Here is a 16,916-nt window from a genome sequence, read left to right on the forward strand (position 1 = left end):
CTGTGAATCATTTCGACGACAACGACGTTTCCGGCACCGCCAACCCCTCCACTGCAGGCCATTCGCGGCATGGGGGAGGCACGAAGGTGGACCGCCCCAGGATCGAGGCGGCCGTCCGGGAAATCCTGCTGGCCATCGGGGAGGACCCGGACCGCAGCGGGCTGCTTGACACCCCCAAAAGGGTGGCCAAGGCCTACTCGGAGGTCTTTGCCGGCCTCCACCACGACCCCGCGGAAATCCTGGCCACCACCTTCGACCTGGACCACGAGGAGCTGGTCCTGGTCAAGGACATTCCGTTCTACTCCACCTGTGAGCACCACTTGGTGCCGTTCCATGGGGTGGCGCACGTGGGTTACATTCCCTCGCACGACGGCAAAGTTACCGGGCTGAGCAAGCTCGCCAGGCTGGTGGACATGTTCGCCAAGCGCCCGCAGGTGCAGGAACGGCTGACCACCCAGATCGTCGAAGCACTGGTGACGCATTTGAAGCCGCGCGGCGCGATCGTGGTCGTTGAGTGCGAACACCTCTGCATGTCCATGCGCGGCATCCGCAAGCCCGGTGCCAAGACCGTCACCAGTGCCGTGCGCGGTCAACTGCATGACCCGGCCACCCGCGCCGAAGCCATGAGCCTCATACTCGGAAGGTAATAAAACAGACTATGGACTCCCTAGCTGCTGCCCCTGGAACCGGACCCGCAACAAACCCCTTGCCAATCCTGCGTAAACCGCGGCCGGCAGCCAAGTTTGAAGAACTCCCCACGGACCGCACGCTGGTGATGGGCATCCTGAACGTCACCCCGGATTCCTTCAGCGACGGCGGCACGCATCCGACGCCGGACGCCGCCATCGCGGCCGGCCTCCGGATGTTCTACGCCGGTGCCGACATCATCGACATTGGCGGCGAATCCACCCGCCCCGGTGCTGAGGAAGTCAGCCCCGAAGAGGAACAGCGCCGTGTGCTGCCCGTGGTCGAGGCCATGGTCAAGGCCGGCGCCCTGGTCAGCATCGACACCACCCACGCGTCAACGGCAGCCGCTGCCCTCAAGGCAGGCGCCGCCATCATCAACGACGTTTCCGGGCTGACGATGGAGCCGGAGATGGCGGAACTGGCTGCCCGCACCGGCGCCCCGTATGTGCTGACCCACCGCCGCGGCGACGCCAAGACCATGACCTCCCTCACCGACTACGGCAACGTGGCAGAGGAAGTCGCCGCCGAACTGGTGGGCGTGCGCGACAAGCTGTACGCGGCCGGTGTAGCGCCGGAGCAGATCATCGTGGACCCGGGGCTGGGCTTTTCCAAGAACGATGTCCAGAACTGGGAGCTCCTGCGGAACCTGGGACCGCTGGAGGCCCTCGGCCACAGGATTCTCGTGGGAGCTTCGCGCAAGCGCTTCCTTGGCACGCTGCTGACCGTGGCGGGCAAGGCGGCCGCCCCCCAGGAACGGGACCACGCGACCGCCGCCATCACGGCGATCAGCGCCGCCCGCGGCGCATGGGCCGTGCGCGTGCACGACGTCGGACCCAGCCTTGACGCCGTCAAGGTTGCCGCACGGATGTCCGCCGGAACCCTCGGCGACTCCAGACCCGCCAAGTAGGCAGCCACAATGGACACAATCACGCTGAGCGGTGTTACCGCCGTCGGCCATCACGGGGTGTTCGATTTCGAACGCCGCGACGGCCAGCCGTTCATCGTTGATGCGGTGCTGCACCTGGATTTCACCAAGGCGGCCGCCTCGGACGACGTCCTGGATACCGCCCACTACGGTGAGGTGGCCGAACGCATCAAGCACTGGATCACCGGCGAGCCGTTGAACCTGATCGAGGCCCTGGCCGTGCGCATCGCCGAAGACCTGCTGCAGGAGTTCCCGCTTGCCGCCGTCGACATCACCGTGCACAAGCCCAAGGCTCCCATCGAGGTTGAGTTCGGCGACGTCTCCGTCAGCGTGCATCGGCGGCGGTCATGAACCCGCCGTACTCAAACAACCCGTACGTTCGGGCCGTCCTGGCCTTGGGCAGCAACCTGGGGGAGCGGAACGACACCCTCTCCAGCGCCGTCGCAGACCTCGTGGACCGGCCCGAAGTGCGGCTGATCGCAGTGTCCCCGGTGGTGCAGACCAAAGCCGTGGGCGGCCCTGAAGGCCAGCCGGATTTCCTGAACATGGTGATCACGGTGGAGACCTCGCTGCCGCCGTCGGAACTGCTGCGTCATTGCCAGGCCGTGGAAAACAAGCACCACAGGGTGCGCGAAGTCCGGTGGGGTCCGCGGACCCTGGATGTGGACATCATTACCTACGGCGATTTGGTGAGTGCGGACCCCGCCCTGACCCTGCCCCATCCGCGTGCCGCGGAGCGCGCATTTGTCCTGTACCCGTGGTCGCTCATCGACCCCGCGGCGGAGCTCAACGGCGTCCGCGTGGGCGAACTGGCGGTCCGCGCCGCTGACTTTCCCGATCTTGCCCCCTTCGACGGTTTCGGGGACTTTGACGGCCTGCCCACTGCGGGAGCAGTGGAGTAGGCCGTGAAACCCGTCAACCCCTTCCTGCTGATCGTCGTCGGGCTGATCCTGGCCATCGCCGGCTGGTTCGCGACCGTCATGACCACCCGCTACGGCCTGGCCACCCCGGTGCTGCCCCAGACCGGCCTGGTGACCATGGGCGTGATCGTGGCGCTCACGCTGGTGCTCGGAATCCGCGTCCTGCGCTGGCGGAACGGCAACAAGAAGAAGATGCTCAACCCCATCCTGGCCGCCTGGACGCTGGTCCTCGCCCAGGCCTGCGCGTACACCGGGGCCGTGCTCCTGGGCTGGCACGCGGGAATCTTCCTGGACCTGCTGCGGCTCTGGAACCTGCGCAGCGACCAGGGAATCACCTGGCTGGCGCTTTCCATGGCCGGCGGCGGACTTGCCATGATCATCGTGGGGCTGGTGGTTGAACGCTTCTGCCGGATTCCGCCCGAAGACGGCGACGCCGACGGCGCGCCGGGAGCACCCGGAAGGGGAGCCCGCAAGCCCAAGGGGGAGGGCGAATATGCGTACCGAGGCGATTGATCCGCCGGGGATCTCCTGGCTCCGCGTTTCACCCAAATACGTGACCGTCCGCCTGGTCGAATGGGCGGTCGGCAACCTCATCGCCGTGGCATTGCTGTCGCTGCCGCTCGTGTTCACCCTGGCGGGCTGGTGGGAGTGGGTTCCGCTCTGGCTGGCCATCACGGTTCCGGCCGTCATGCTGCTGCTCGCCGTCTGGCGGCTGCTGCTGATACCCCGCCAGGTGCGGGCCATCGGGTACGCCGAGCGCGACGACGACCTGCTGATCCGCAACGGCATTTTCTTCCAGCGCACCCTGGTGGTCCCCTACGGCCGGATGCAGTACGTCGACATCGGCGTGGGCCCCGTGGAACGCGCCCTCGGCCTCTGCACGCTGAAGCTGCACACCGCCTCCGCCGGCACCAACGCTGAAATCCCGGGCCTGCCTGCCGATGAGGGGGCGCGGCTCCGTGAACAGCTTTCCGCCCGGGGCGCTGCACGGCTGGCCGGGCTGTGACCCCAGGCTACGCCGTGACCCCTGAAGGCCCCGTGGCCACTGACGGGGCCGGGCAGGTTTCCGGGAAGCCCGACGGCGAGTGGCTGCGCGTGCATCCTGCGTCGCCGTTCATCCGGGGCTGGGTGGCGCTGGCCGCCATCGGCTTTTTCTTCGGCCGCGACACCTTTGAGCGACTCCTGCAGGGCCGGCCCCTGATGGATGACATGTATGCCGGGCGCGTGCCGTTCCTGCTCGCCGGCGGCGGCCTGGTGCTGCTGCTGTCCGTACTCGGGTTCATCATGACCTGGTACTTCACCCGCTACCAGGTGGCCGAAGGCTACGTCCGGGTGAACACGGGCTTCCTGTTCAAGCAGCAGCGGCAGGCCAGACTGGACCGCGTGCAGGCAATCGACATCGTGCAGCCCCTCCTGGCCCGGGTCTTCGGCCTTGCCGAGCTCAAGTTCGAGGTGGCCGATGCCGGCGAATCGGCGGTCCGCCTGGCCTACCTCAGGATCGACGACGCCCGCCAGCTGCGGGCCACCATCCTTGCCCGCGCGGCCGGGCTGGAGCCTGACCCCGAGCGGCCCGAAGCAGCCCTGCCGGAGGCGCCGGAATACCCCGTCCTGGCCGTCCCGCCGTCGCGCCTTGTCGGTTCGCTGCTCCTGAGTGAACAGAGTTTCTTCGTGGTGCTGGGCGCGGTGGCGTCCGTGGTGCTCTCAGCCATCACCGACAACCGCAGCTTCTACTTTTATCTGATCCCCGCCGTCCTTGGCCTGGCCGCCGCCTATTGGGGGTCCTTCAACAAGGGCTACAACTTCACCGCCGCCATTTCACCCGACGGCATCCGGCTCCGTTACGGGCTGCTGGACACCCAGGCGCAGACCCTTCCGCCCGGCAGGATCCAGGCCCTGAAAGTGACGCAGCCGCCGCTGTGGCGGATCTTCGGCTGGTACCGGATGCAGGTGAACGTGGCCGGCTACGGCGGCCCCGGCAGCAACGGCGAAGCCGCCTCACGCACCACGATTCTCCCCGTGGGCGTCCTGGCGGACGTTATGAGGATGCTCGCCCTGGTGCTCCCCGAGCCCGGAACAGCAGACCCCGCCCGCGTCTTTGGTGCCGGCCTGAGCGGCCTCGCCCCCGGGGGAGCGGTCTCCAAGGGAGGCGTCCCCGCCGGGGAGGCTCCCGCGGCCGGGTCTTCCACCGGAGCGCCCGACGGCGGTTTCGTCACCAGTCCGCAGCGCGTGCGGCTGCTGGCTCCGATGGGCTGGCGCCGCAACGGCTTCGCCGCCACGGACACGGCGCTGCTCATCCGTTCCGGCCGGCTGTGGCGCGAGCTGGTGGTGGTTCCGCACCAGCGCACGCAGTCGATGGCCCTGCACCAAGGACCCCTGGCGAGGCGCTTCCGGGTGGCGGACCTGGTCCTTCACACCACGGCCGGTCCGGTGTCGCCCCGGGTCATCCAGGCCGGGCTGGACGAAGCCCGGGCCCTGTTCGATGCCCAGGCCGCCCGCGCACGGGAAGCCCGCAAGCGCCAGACCAGCGAGCAATGGCTCGCGCAGGTCGCTCCGGCCACGGTGGCTGAGCCTCCGGTGGTCAGGGAGCGGCCGGGGAGCGAAATCCCGTATCTCCACACAACCGATCTCCGGCGTGAACCCGTCGACCTGCAAACCCGCGAGGAAGGCCCGCAACATGGCTAAGCCAGGACGCCTCGGCATTGGAATCATCGGTGCAGGCAAAGTCGGAGCCGTGCTCGGTGCAGCACTCCGCGCTGCCGAGCACGCCGTCGTCGGGGTTTCCGCCGTCTCCGACGCTAGCCGCGAACGCGCCGAAACCCTGCTGCCCGGCGTGCCGGTCCTCGACGTGCAGGACATCGTGGAACGGTCCGAGCTGGTGCTGCTCGCCGTTCCGGACGATGCCCTGGGCGACCTCGTGCAGGGGCTTGCGAAGCTGGGCGCCTGGCAGCCCGGACAAATCGTGGCCCACACCTCCGGCCGCTTCGGCGTTGGCATCCTGCATCCGGTGCGTACCGCGGGTGCCATCCCGCTCGCGCTGCACCCCGCCATGACCTTCACCGGCATGAGCCTGGACCTCACCCGGCTGCTGGACTGCACCTTCGGAGTCACGGCGGACGCCGCGATGCTGCCCATCGCGCAGGCCCTGGTGGTGGAGATGGGTGCCGAACCGGTGGCCATTGCCGAGGGCGACCGCGCCCAGTACCACGCGGCCCTGGCGCACGGCTCGAACCACATGGTCACCCTGGTTGCCCAGGCCTCTCAGCTGCTGCGCGAGGTGGGCGTCGAATTCCCTGAACGGATGCTGGGTCCGCTGCTGCGGGCAACGCTGGAGAACGCGCTTGCCTCCGGCGAGGCCGCCCTGACCGGGCCGGTGGCCCGGGGTGATGCCGGCACGGTTGCCGCGCACGCGGAGGCCCTGCGCGAACACGACGCCGGTGCAGGCGGCGATATTCTCGAGGCATACCTGGCCATGGCGCGGGCCACCGCCCGCCGCGCCGGAAGCCGGGGGCTGCTGAAACCGGACCAGCTGGACGCTATCCGGAAAGCACTGGCCGGCGTAGACGGTCTGGATGACGACGGACCGGACTACAGCGGGCCGGACAACGACGGGCCGCAGGCCACTGGAGGTAACTGACTTGGCGATCAAACTCGTGACCACGGCGGCGCAGCTGCGCGCCGAAAGCGCCCGGCTGCTGACGGAGAAACAGGGTTCGTCACAGGGACTCGTTCCCACGATGGGTGCCCTGCACGAAGGCCACGCGAGGCTGGCGCGCACCGCCGTCGAACAAAACGACGTTGTGGTGGCCAGCATCTTCGTCAATCCGCTGCAGTTCGGCGAGGCCGTGGACCTGGACCGGTACCCCCGGACCCTTGAAGCGGACATGGAACTCCTGGACGCCGAGGGCGTGGACCTGGTGTTCGCGCCGTCCGTGGACGAGGTCTACCCCGGCGGCGAGCCCCTCGTCCGCGTGACGGCAGGACGGCTGGCCGAGAAATGGGAGGGCGCGTCCCGCCCCGGCCACTTCGACGGCGCACTCACGGTGGTGGCCAAGCTGCTGCACTACGGGATCCCGGGGACAGGGCTGCCCGGCGGAGGCGCGTTCGTGACCGGCGCCGGCGCGGGCCTGCCCGCGTACCGCGCCTACTTCGGCCAGAAGGACGCCCAGCAGCTGGCGCTGGTGCGTCGCATGGTGGCGGACCTGAACTTCCCCGTGGAGATCGTGGCCGTGCCGACCGTCCGTTCCGCTGACGGCCTGGCCCTGAGCAGCCGGAACAGGTTCCTGTCCGCGGGGGAACGCGGCGCAGCCCTGGTCCTCTCCCGGGCGCTGCGGCTCCTCGAAGAGCGGGCCAACGCCCACGAACCGCTCGACCTGGAATCCGCCCAGGCCCTGGTGGAATCGCAGCCCCTGGTGGGACTGGACTATTTCGACGTGGTTGATCCGGACACGCTCGAACCCCTGGCCGAGAACTGCAAGGAGACACCGTTCCGCGGCGAAGGCCTGGCCATCATCGCGGCGAAGGTGGGCCCGGTCCGGCTGATTGACAACGTGCCCCTCAGCTCCTGAACTTTTTTCCAATGACGGGAATTACCCCGGCGGATACACTGTTGGAATCTGCAGCGACGAAGCTCGCCGGAAACCACTTCACATCTTCCTGAGGGAATCCCCATGTCTACAGACGTCTCTTCCAACGCCCACGGCGACCCCGTGGCCCCCGCCGCGCCAGCGTCTGAGACGGCAACGGCGGCCGGCCCGGTCAAGATGTCCCGCGAGTCCGTCACCATCATCGTCACCCTGCTGGTTGCCACCTTCGTGGTCATCCTCAACGAGACCATCATGAACGTCGCCCTCCAGCGGCTCATGGTGGACCTTGGCGTCGACGCCCCTACGGTGCAGTGGCTGTCCACGGGCTTTATGCTCACGATGGCCGTGGTCATCCCCACCACCGGATTCATCCTGCAGCGGCTGTCCACCAGGGCCGTCTTCATGCTGGCCATGGGGCTGTTTTCGGGCGGCACCCTGCTGGCGGCGCTTGCTCCGGGATTCGAAGTCCTCTTGCTGGCCCGCATCGTGCAGGCCGGCGGCACGGCCATCATGCTTCCGCTGCTGATGACCACCATCCTGACGCTCGTGCCCATCGAACGGCGCGGTGCCGTCATGGGCAACGTGAGCATCGCCATTTCGGTGGCCCCGGCCATGGGCCCCACAGTGTCCGGGCTGATCCTCGAGCACTTCACGTGGCGCTTCATGTTCGTGTTCGTGCTGCCGATCGCCCTGGCAGCCTTCGCCATTGGAGCCCGCTACCTCACCAACATCGGCGAATCCGAGAAGACCCGGCTGGACATCCTGTCTGTGCTGCTGACTGTGCCTGCCTTCGGCGGCCTGGTGTACGGGCTTAGCCAGGTCGGCGGTGGCCACGGCGGGCAAAGCGGCCCAGGAACGGCAGCCCTGGCTGCGCTGGCAATCGGCCTGGTGGCCATGACGGCGTTCGTCTTCCGCCAGCTGAAGCTGCAGAAATCCGACGGCCCGCTGCTGGACCTGCGCGCATTCAACTTCCGCATGTTCACCGTGTCCGTGCTGCTCCTGGTGGTGGCCATGATCGCCCTGTTCGGTGCCGTCATCCTGCTCCCGCTGTACCTTCAGGAAATCCGTGGGCTGAAGTCCTTGGAGACCGGTCTGGCGCTCCTGCCCGGCGGCCTGGCCATGGGCCTCTTGGGCCCGTTCATCGGCCGCCTTTTCGACAAGGTGGGCCCCCTTCCCCTGACCGTCACAGGATCCGTCATGATGGTGCTGTCCCTGTGGCAGTTCTCCATGCTGAATGCCGAAACAGCCGTCTGGTGGATTGTGACGCTGCACGTGGTCCTCAGCCTCGGCCTGGCGCTCCTGTTCACCCCTGCGTTCACCACCGGACTCAACCCGCTGCCGCCGCACCTCTACTCGCACGGTTCAGCCATTATGAGCACCCTGCAGCAGGTTGCCGGTGCCGCCGGAACCGCGCTCCTGGTGTCGATCTACGCGGTCGTGTCCGCAGGATCGGGCATCGTCGCGGGCATGCACGCAGCGTTCCTGACTGCGGCAATCATCGCCGTCGCCGCCGTCGTGCTTTCCGCCATGATGCGCAAGACCGCCGGCGCGGAACACCCGGTGCCGGCAGCGCACTAGCTCAACCTTCAAGCGCGAACGGACACTTGAGGCCCCCTTTCCGAGGGCCTCAAGTGTCCGTTCGCGTTTGCCGCAGGGAAACCGGGGTCAGCCGGCGAAGAATTCGCTGAGTTCGGTGATCAGCTTGTCCGGGGCGCGGTTGACGCCGTCGTGGCCGGAGCCGGGCAGGATGGTGTAGCTCGACCCGGACAGGACGTCGTGGATCTGGCCGCACGCGATGCCGAAGTAGGCGGGGCTCTTTTCGCCCACAATAATGAGGGTCTCCAGCGGCAGGGCCAGGAACGGCTCGGCCGGCATGTCCGCCGCGATGATCGCCTTGATCTCCCGCACCCCGGTCTTCATCAGCTCGCGCTGCTGCTTGCCGATTGGTGTCCCGGCAATGAGCTTGTTGGCCAACGTCAGCATCGAGAGCGGCATCCGTGAGGACAGGGCGCCTCCCGTTTCGAGTCCCCTGACCAGCACGGCGAGGGCGCGGTCGTCGTCGCCGGCGGCGGTGGCGCGTTCGTATTCGGCAATCCAGTCAGCCTTCACGCTGTGGTTGACGGAGACGGCGGGATCGTAGACTGCGAGCCGTTCCACCGGGAGCGTGCGGGCGGCGTGGAGTGCCACGGCGCCGCCGAAGCTGTGGCCGAAGACGTCCGTGCTGGACGTGTGCCGCATCACGGCATCCAGGTCGCGGATGTCCACGTCCAGGGTGTAATCCTCGGGCTGCGGTGACGATTCACCCCGGCCGCGCCGGTTGAACGTGTGCACTGGCCGGCCCAGCGAGGCACTCAGTTTCTGGGCAAAGCGCGTGTAGTCCGCGGCGGTGACCATGGAAGCCTGAACGACGACGACGCCCGAGCCCGCCGAAGCCAGCTCGGCCCCCGTGGTGTAAAGCTCCAGCGTTCCGCCGTCGGGTGTTTTGATGTTCTCGCGCGTCATGTTCCGAGCCTACCCGGGGCGGCCGGAACCGCGCAGCAGCTTCGGCCCGGCACGCAGTGCGTCAGCCCTTGTAATACGCGGAGATGTCCTCAACCAGTTCCTTGACGGCCGCGGGAATGGAGGCATGGACGCACTTGGGTGAAACCTGGAGGGCGCTGCCGGGCACGGCACGGTGCAGCAGTTCCGCCGTTACCTTGTAGTACCGGGGGCTCTTGGCTCCCACCATGAAACGCGTGTTCGGCGGTAGGACGGAGAAGTCGCGGACGTGGTCGGCCTCGTCGAACACCGCCTTCAGCTCGCCCACCCCGCTGGGCATGAGCTCCTTGAAGAGACGGTTCACCTTGGTCCGCGATACCAGCGCCATCAGCCCGGCGAGGACCGGCTCCGGAATCCTGGCCAGCGCCGCGTTTGGCTGCATGCCCTTCTTGAGCTTGGCCAGGGCGTGCGGGACGTTTCCCTCGTTGACTGAGCGTTCGAAACCGTCCAGCCAGGAGGTATCCACGCTGCCGTCGATGTTGACTGCGGCGTCATAGACCGCAAGCTTGTCCGGCTGGTGGGCGGTGCCGATGAACTCCTGCACCGCGTTGAGCGCCACGGAGCCGCCCAGGCTGTGGCCGAACAGGTTGCGGGCGCCGGTGGCATCCATGATGGTCCGGACGTCGGCAATCTCGGTGGCCATGGAGTAGTCCGCCGGCTGCGGCGTGGAATCCCCGCGGCCGCGCCGGTCATAGACGTCCACCGCCCAGCCGTCGCCGAGGCCCTTGGACAGTGCCTCGGAAAACGGCCGGTAGATCGATGCAGTGAGGAAGGCTCCGCCGATCACCACCACACGGCGCTCGCCGGGGGCATCGACGGTTCCGTAGCTGTACACAGCCAGCCGTCCGCCGTCGTGCGTGGGGATGACCTGCTGTTTGGCTGTTCCCTCACGGGCGCGGGTTTCCTTCACCGGCCCATCCTAAAACGGTTACCCAGGGGAATCCCGGCGGCGCGGAGGCGCGGGAGCCGCAGCCCGGCGTCGTCGGCCAGGAACCGCGCGGTGGTGAGGGCCAGTCGCGCCCCCGGACGGAGCGGGCCTTCGTGCAGCTGCCCGGGTACAAGGGCGAAGTCGATCGCTGGGACTGCCGCCGCGAGCTGCCGGCCTGTTTCGGCGAAGTACGCCGGGCTCCAGCCGCCGCTCAGCATCAGGGTGGGGGTGGTGACGCCGGCGAAATCCCCAAGTTCGGCGTCGGCCTGGAGAACCGCCCGCATTTCGACGACGGCGGTGGGCAGCAGTTGCCGCATTTCCGCGCCGAGGCGGGTCCGGGCCGACAGGATGCTGAGCATGCGCAGGGCCCCGAGCGGGAGTTTCGACACCGGCCCGGCGGTCTCCAGGCCCTGGACAAGGTGCGCCCACGCCTGGTCGAGCTGCCCGGCCGCCATGGAGTGCTCCAGTTCCGGCCGCCACCGGCGGCTGAGGCTGCCGGACAGGGAAACCGCGGCGTCGTAGGTCACGAGCCGCCGGATGGGCTCCGTCCTGGCGGCCTGCAGTGCCACGAAGCCGCCGTAACTGTGGGCCACGACGTCGGCGGCCCCGGTTGCCCGCATGACGGCACGGAGGTCGCTGACCTCCGTCGCGGCCGAATAGTCTTCCCGCTGGTCCGAGGAACCTCCCCGGCCGCGGCGGTTGTACGTGTGCACCGGCCGCCGCAGCAGGCGTGCGATCTTCAGCGCGAACGGCCGGTACAGCGCGTCGGTCACCAGGGTTCCGTGAATTACGACGACGCCGGGTTGCGCCGCGCCGTCCGCTGCGGGAGGTGCCGGGACGGCAAGTGCGGTGGAGGGAGCAGGACTGAAGGAGTGCACCTGAAGGTGGCCTTCGCCGTCGTCCGTCCTGATCGTCCGAGTTTCCACAGCCCCGAGTCTATGCCCCGCTCTTCGATGCGCTCCCGCGGGAGGGGGGATCGAAGTGTGGTCGGAAAACATGCCGGAGAACTCCCGGTAAACTTAGGGATTGTGACTTCCCAAAACACCCCCACCCCGACCAATGCTGCCGAACCGGCGGACGCCAGCGAGCAGATGCGCATCCGCATGGAGAAGCGCGCCAAGCTGATTGAACGCGGCGTCGAGGCCTACCCGGTGGGTGTTGAACGCACGCATTCCCTGAGCGAAATCCGGGAGAAGTACGCGCACCTCCAGGCCGACGAGACCACCGGGGACACCGTGGGCGTCACCGGCCGCATCGTCTTCATCCGCAACACGGGCAAGCTGTGCTTCGCCACGCTCCAGGAAGGCGGCACGGACGGCAAGGGCACCCGCCTCCAGGCCATGCTGAGCCTCGCCAACGTTGGCGAAGAAGCACTGGCTGAATGGAAGGCCCTGGTTGATCTGGGCGACCACGTCTTCATCAAGGGCGAGGTCATTTCCTCCCGCCGCGGCGAGCTGTCCGTGATGGCCGATTCGTGGTCCATGGCGTCCAAGGCGCTGCGCCCGCTGCCGGTGCTGCACGCCGGCCTGAACGAGGAAACCCGCGTCCGCCAGCGCTACGTGGACCTGATGGTCCGGGACGAGGCCCGCGAAATGGTGTACACCCGCGCGGCGATCACCCGCTCCATCCGGGAAAGCCTGCACCGCCGCAACTACGTCGAGGTGGAAACCCCGATGCTGCAGCTGGTCCACGGCGGCGCCCTGGCCCGGCCGTTCGAGACCCACATGAACGCCTTCGACCAGAAGATGACCCTCCGCATCGCCACCGAGCTGTACCTCAAGCGCGCCGTGGTGGGCGGCATCGACCGCGTCTACGACATGGGACGGGTGTTCCGCAACGAAGGCGTGGACTCCACGCACAGCCCGGAATTCACCACGCTGGAATGCTACGAAGCCTGGGCCGACCAGTTCGTGATGGCGGACCGCATCAAGGAGATCATCCTCGATGCCGCCGACGCCGCCGGTGTGGGCCGCACCCTCCAGACCGAAGCGGGGGAGATCAACCTCGACGGGGAATGGAAGTGGCTGGCTGTCTACCCCGGACTTTCCGACGCCGTGGGCCAGGAAATCACGCCGGACACCACTGTGGAGGAACTGCGGGCTGTTGCGGCCAAGCACGAGGTCAAGGTGGATCCCAAGTGGGATGCCGAAAAGCTGGCCGTTGAACTGTTCGGCGAAATCGTGGAACCCACGCTGCTGAACCCCACCTTCGTGTACGACTACCCGCCCTCCGCGCAGCCGCTCGCACGCCAGCACCGCGACGACGACCGCCTGATCGAGGCCTGGGACCTCATCATCGGCGGCATGGAGCGCGGCACGGCCTTCTCCGAGCTCATCGACCCCGTGATCCAGCGGGAGCGCCTCACCGAACAGTCCATGCACGCAGCGGCCGGTGATGTCGAGGCCATGCAGCTGGATGAGGATTTCCTCCGCGCGCTGGAGTATGGCGCTCCGCCCATGGGCGGCATCGGGCTGGGCATCGACCGCCTGGTGATGCTGTTCACCGGCGCAGGCATCCGCGAGACGATCCTCTTCCCGCTGCTGAAGCCCGAAGGGCACTGACGTGGAGTACGTTGCAGTCCTCCTGCCGTCCCTTGTGGTCGGGTTGCTGTTCTGGTTCGCCATGAAGTCGATCTTCAACGCCGATAAGTCGGAGCGCCAGGCAGAAGCGCGCGCCCAGGCCGAGGCGGACGCCCGCGCGGCTGAAACCAATCACGGACCCAATGGCGCGCCGAATACCGGGACGAATGCCGGCAACGGGAACGGCACAAACTAATACTCCCTGTATATTCCTGCCCACCATTCACAGGAACCTTTTGGCGCTTTGACGCGTTGCCATAAACCGGGGGATACTTTTTACAGATACATCCTGCTTTTCTGCATACCCGTCCTTTCCAAAAGAGAGAATTTATATGGCACAGAAAGTAAAAATCATCCTTGTCGATGATCTGGATGGGGGAACCGCGGACGAAACTGTCCGATTTGGCCTTGACGGCGTCAGTTACGAAATTGACCTGTCGGGTGCCAATGCTGCAGAACTCCGCTCCTCCTTGGGTCGGTTTGTTTCAAGCGCCCGCAAGACGTCCACCGGCCGCGCCACCCGCACCAAGGTCTCAGGCGGCAGGAACCAGGACTCTGCACAGATTCGCCAGTGGGCCAGGGAGAACGGTTACGCGGTTAACAGCCGCGGCCGCATCCAGGCTGAAATTCAGGAAGCCTACCAGAAGGCAAATTCCTAGCACTGCCGCAGTTTTGCGTGGAAAATCAATGCCCCTGCCAATCGGCGGGGGCATTGATTTTTGAATACCAGTGCCTGCCGGCGAAGCTGCTCGGGTAAAGCGGTACCCGCTATTCCGGGGATATTGCGGCCGGGAACAAGGCAGTTGCAAGCCAGGGGCGAGTTCCGCGTTCAAGTTCGGGGCGGCCGAGCTGCAATAGGAGTCGTGGAAGTGTCGGGATTCCGGACTGAAAACAAAGCCAATAGGCACGGAGTCCGGGGGCTCCTGCGGCCTTGATGACCTGCGCTGTCAACCCGGGAGGACGACCCCGGGTTTCCCCTGTGGCGAACACGCTCCACAAGTCCGGGTCTGCCACGTAGCATCAAAGTACGTCGTAGCTAGGAGTGTGGCGAAATGTTTGAGCGATTTACGGACCGTGCCCGTCGCGTAGTTGTGCTTGCCCAAGAAGAGGCACGCATGCTGAACCACAATTACATCGGTACCGAACACATCCTCTTGGGTCTGATCCATGAGGGTGAGGGCGTTGCCGCCAAAGCTCTGGAGTCCTTGAGCATTTCGCTCGACGGCGTACGCGAGCAGGTGCAGGAGATTATCGGCCAGGGCCAGCAGGCCCCGTCCGGCCACATCCCCTTCACCCCGCGCGCCAAGAAGGTGCTGGAGCTCTCGCTCCGCGAAGCCCTTCAGCTGGGCCATAACTACATCGGCACGGAGCACATCCTGCTGGGGCTCATCCGCGAGGGTGAAGGTGTGGCTGCCCAGGTGCTCGTGAAGCTGGGAGCGGACCTCAACCGCGTCCGCCAGCAGGTGATCCAGCTGCTCTCGGGCTACCAGGGCAAGGAGACCACCGGCGCAGGCGTCGGCACCGGCCAGCCGGAGGGAACTCCTGCAGGTTCCGTGGTCCTGGACCAGTTCGGCCGCAACCTGACCCAGGCTGCGCGCGAGAACAAGCTGGACCCGGTCATCGGGCGCGAACAGGAAATGGAACGCGTCATGCAGGTCCTTTCCCGGCGCACCAAGAACAACCCCGTCCTCATCGGCGAACCCGGTGTCGGCAAGACCGCCGTCGTCGAAGGACTCGCCCAGGCGATCGTCCGCGGGGACGTCCCGGAGACCATCAAAGACAAGCAGCTCTACACCCTGGACCTTGGGTCCCTGGTGGCAGGCTCCCGCTACCGCGGTGACTTCGAAGAGCGCCTGAAGAAGGTCCTCAAGGAGATCCGGACCCGCGGCGACATCATCCTCTTCATCGACGAGATCCACACCCTGGTGGGTGCGGGTGCCGCCGAAGGCGCCATCGATGCCGCGTCCATCCTGAAGCCCATGCTGGCACGAGGCGAGCTCCAGACCATCGGTGCCACCACGCTGGATGAATACCGCAAGCACATTGAGAAGGATGCAGCGCTTGAGCGCCGCTTCCAGCCGATCCAGGTCAAGGAGCCTTCGGTGGCGCACGCGATCGAGATCCTCAAGGGCCTGCGCGACCGCTACGAGGCGCACCACCGCGTGACCATCACCGACGGCGCCCTCGCCTCGGCAGCCAACCTGTCCGAACGCTACATCTCGGACCGCTTCCTGCCGGACAAGGCCATCGACCTCATTGATGAAGCCGGCGCACGCCTGCGCATCCGCCGCATGACCGCTCCGCCGGAGCTCAAGGCCATGGACGAGCGCATCGCCGAACTCAAGATGGAGAAGGAGTCCGCGATTGACGCGCAGGACTTCGAAGGTGCCGCCTCGCTGCGCGACAAGGAGCAGAAGCTCATTGCCGAGCGTGCCGAGAAGGAACGCCACTGGAAGACCGGCGGCATGGACGACATCTCCGAGGTGGATGAGGATCTCATCGCCGAGGTGCTGGCGAACTCCACCGGCATTCCCGTCTTCAAGCTGACCGAGGAAGAGTCCTCGCGCCTGCTGAAGATGGAAGGCGAACTGCACAAGCGCGTCGTCGGCCAGGACGAGGCCATTAAGGCCCTGTCCCAGGCAATCCGCCGCACCCGTGCTGGCCTGAAGGACCCCAAGCGTCCGGGCGGTTCGTTCATCTTCGCCGGGCCCACCGGCGTCGGCAAGACCGAGCTCGCCAAGGCCCTCGCCGAATTCCTGTTCGGTGAAGAGGATGCCCTCATCACGCTGGACATGTCCGAATACTCCGAGAAGCACACGGTGTCGCGCCTCTTCGGTGCCCCTCCGGGCTACGTCGGCTACGAAGAAGGCGGACAGCTGACCGAAAAGGTCCGCCGCCGTCCGTTCTCCGTGGTGCTGTTCGACGAAGTGGAAAAGGCCCACGCGGACCTCTTCAACTCACTGCTGCAGATTCTGGAAGACGGCCGCTTGACCGACTCCCAGGGCCGCGTGGTGGACTTCAAGAACACCGTGATCATCATGACCACCAACCTTGGAACGCGGGACATTTCCAAGAGCGTTGCCACCGGCTTCCAGTCCGGCACGGACACGCAGACCGGCTACAACCGGATGCGCGCCCGCGTCACCGAGGAGCTCAAGCAGCACTTCCGCCCCGAGTTCCTGAACCGTGTTGACGACGTTGTGGTGTTCCCGCAGCTGACCCAGGACGAGATCATCGAGATCGTGGACCTGTTCGTCGGCCGCCTCGAAAAGCGCCTCAAGGACAAGGACATGGGCATCGAGCTCACCAAGGCTGCCAAGGTGCTCCTGGCCACCCGCGGCTACGATCCCGCCATGGGTGCACGGCCGCTGCGCCGCACCATCCAGCGCGAGATCGAAGACCAGCTGTCCGAAAAGATCCTCTTCGGAGAGATCCACGCGGGCGACATCGTGGTGGTGGATGTGGACGGCGAAGGCGACGACGCCAAGTTCACGTTCGAAGGAAACGCCAAGCCGCGCATCCCGGAAATCGCTCCGAGCGTCTAAGCATTACCGCCAAGGCCCGTCAGCTCCCGAAAGGAGTCGGCGGGCCTTTGCGTTGTCTCTCGGATCCGCCTCACGTGGCTGGGTCCGGCGCCGACCCTCGCCTCCAGCTCGGCGCCGGCAAATGTCTCGGTCGGCCGCGCCAAGCCAACCCCGCGCCCTTCGGCTCATGAAGCGAAGGAGGTGGCCGGGGCGTTTCGCCGGCAGTGAAGTG

General features: G+C 66.7%; 17 protein-coding genes. 14 read left to right on the forward strand and 3 right to left on the reverse strand.

Annotation, left to right across the window (positions count from 1 at the left end; all coding sequences use genetic code 11):
• The first annotated feature begins 2 nt into the window (after window positions 1–2).
• From folE to ACSQ1X_RS01045, 10 genes are all read left to right on the forward strand, one after another.
• Entirely contained in the window at window positions 3–647 is a 645-nt protein-coding gene (gene folE / locus ACSQ1X_RS01000; RefSeq protein ID WP_436056323.1) for a GTP cyclohydrolase I FolE, read from the forward strand.
• Between the two features lie 11 nt (window positions 648–658).
• Window positions 659–1,594: a dihydropteroate synthase gene (gene folP, locus ACSQ1X_RS01005; protein ID WP_436056324.1), complete on the forward strand. Its 936-nt coding sequence runs from the start codon at window positions 659–661 to the stop codon at window positions 1,592–1,594.
• 9 nt (window positions 1,595–1,603) lie between these two features.
• Window positions 1,604–1,963 (forward strand): dihydroneopterin aldolase, encoded by a 360-nt coding sequence (gene folB, locus ACSQ1X_RS01010; RefSeq protein WP_055801946.1) that lies wholly within the window; start codon window positions 1,604–1,606, stop codon window positions 1,961–1,963.
• On the forward strand, window positions 1,960–2,514 hold the full coding sequence (folK, locus tag ACSQ1X_RS01015) for a 2-amino-4-hydroxy-6-hydroxymethyldihydropteridine diphosphokinase (RefSeq protein WP_055801943.1): 555 nt from the start codon (window positions 1,960–1,962) through the stop codon (window positions 2,512–2,514). The genes folB and folK overlap by 4 nt, the downstream gene beginning before the upstream one ends.
• Window positions 2,515–2,517: 3 nt before the next feature.
• A complete protein-coding gene (locus ACSQ1X_RS01020) occupies window positions 2,518–3,045 on the forward strand; it encodes a DUF3180 domain-containing protein (RefSeq protein ID WP_055801939.1) in 528 nt (175 codons plus the stop codon).
• Window positions 3,026–3,538: a PH domain-containing protein gene (locus ACSQ1X_RS01025; protein ID WP_436056325.1), complete on the forward strand. Its 513-nt coding sequence runs from the start codon at window positions 3,026–3,028 to the stop codon at window positions 3,536–3,538. Before ACSQ1X_RS01020 ends, ACSQ1X_RS01025 begins: the two co-directional genes overlap by 20 nt.
• Before the next feature lie 14 nt (window positions 3,539–3,552).
• Window positions 3,553–5,214 carry a PH domain-containing protein gene (locus ACSQ1X_RS01030; protein WP_436056326.1) on the forward strand — a complete coding sequence of 554 codons (1,662 nt, stop codon included), beginning with the start codon at window positions 3,553–3,555 and terminating at the stop codon, window positions 5,212–5,214.
• Window positions 5,207–6,166, forward strand: a complete 960-nt coding sequence (locus ACSQ1X_RS01035; protein ID WP_436056327.1) for a Rossmann-like and DUF2520 domain-containing protein — start codon at window positions 5,207–5,209, stop codon at window positions 6,164–6,166. The genes ACSQ1X_RS01030 and ACSQ1X_RS01035 overlap by 8 nt, the downstream gene beginning before the upstream one ends.
• Before the next feature lies 1 nt (window position 6,167).
• Window positions 6,168–7,097: a 4-phosphopantoate--beta-alanine ligase gene (locus ACSQ1X_RS01040; RefSeq protein WP_436056328.1), complete on the forward strand. Its 930-nt coding sequence runs from the start codon at window positions 6,168–6,170 to the stop codon at window positions 7,095–7,097.
• Window positions 7,098–7,199: 102 nt separating this feature from the next.
• The gene (locus ACSQ1X_RS01045; protein WP_436056329.1) at window positions 7,200–8,693 is read left to right on the forward strand and encodes a DHA2 family efflux MFS transporter permease subunit; all 1,494 of its coding nucleotides are present in this window, start codon (window positions 7,200–7,202) and stop codon (window positions 8,691–8,693) included.
• A gap of 87 nt (window positions 8,694–8,780) precedes the next feature.
• On the opposite strand, the gene ACSQ1X_RS01050 is transcribed toward ACSQ1X_RS01045, so the two are convergent.
• From ACSQ1X_RS01050 to ACSQ1X_RS01060, 3 genes are all read right to left on the reverse strand, one after another.
• A complete protein-coding gene (locus ACSQ1X_RS01050; RefSeq protein ID WP_436056330.1) occupies window positions 8,781–9,617 on the reverse strand; it encodes an alpha/beta fold hydrolase in 837 nt (278 codons plus the stop codon).
• A gap of 61 nt (window positions 9,618–9,678) precedes the next feature.
• Window positions 9,679–10,563 carry an alpha/beta fold hydrolase gene (locus ACSQ1X_RS01055; protein WP_436056331.1) on the reverse strand — a complete coding sequence of 295 codons (885 nt, stop codon included), beginning with the start codon at window positions 10,561–10,563 and terminating at the stop codon, window positions 9,679–9,681.
• Complete coding sequence (locus ACSQ1X_RS01060; protein ID WP_436056332.1) at window positions 10,560–11,507, reverse strand: alpha/beta fold hydrolase; 948 nt, start codon at window positions 11,505–11,507, stop codon at window positions 10,560–10,562. Before ACSQ1X_RS01060 ends, ACSQ1X_RS01055 begins: the two co-directional genes overlap by 4 nt.
• Before the next feature lie 102 nt (window positions 11,508–11,609).
• On the opposite strand from ACSQ1X_RS01060, the gene lysS reads away from it, so the two are divergent.
• The 4 genes from lysS to ACSQ1X_RS01080 all read left to right on the forward strand — a co-directional run bounded on the left by lysS (window position 11,610) and on the right by ACSQ1X_RS01080 (window position 16,705).
• Window positions 11,610–13,142, forward strand: coding sequence for a lysine--tRNA ligase (gene lysS, locus ACSQ1X_RS01065; protein WP_055801911.1), 1,533 nt, complete (start codon window positions 11,610–11,612; stop codon window positions 13,140–13,142).
• Between the two features lies 1 nt (window position 13,143).
• Window positions 13,144–13,356, forward strand: coding sequence for a hypothetical protein (locus ACSQ1X_RS01070; RefSeq protein WP_055801908.1), 213 nt, complete (start codon window positions 13,144–13,146; stop codon window positions 13,354–13,356).
• 136 nt (window positions 13,357–13,492) lie between these two features.
• Complete coding sequence (locus ACSQ1X_RS01075) at window positions 13,493–13,819, forward strand: histone-like nucleoid-structuring protein Lsr2 (RefSeq protein WP_436056333.1); 327 nt, start codon at window positions 13,493–13,495, stop codon at window positions 13,817–13,819.
• A 393-nt stretch (window positions 13,820–14,212) separates the two neighbouring features.
• On the forward strand, window positions 14,213–16,705 hold the full coding sequence (locus ACSQ1X_RS01080) for an ATP-dependent Clp protease ATP-binding subunit (protein ID WP_436056334.1): 2,493 nt from the start codon (window positions 14,213–14,215) through the stop codon (window positions 16,703–16,705).
• The last annotated feature ends 211 nt before the right edge of the window (window positions 16,706–16,916 follow it).

It is taken from the genome of Arthrobacter sp. LjRoot78, assembly GCF_964254335.1.
GTDB lineage: Bacteria > Actinomycetota > Actinomycetes > Actinomycetales > Micrococcaceae > Arthrobacter.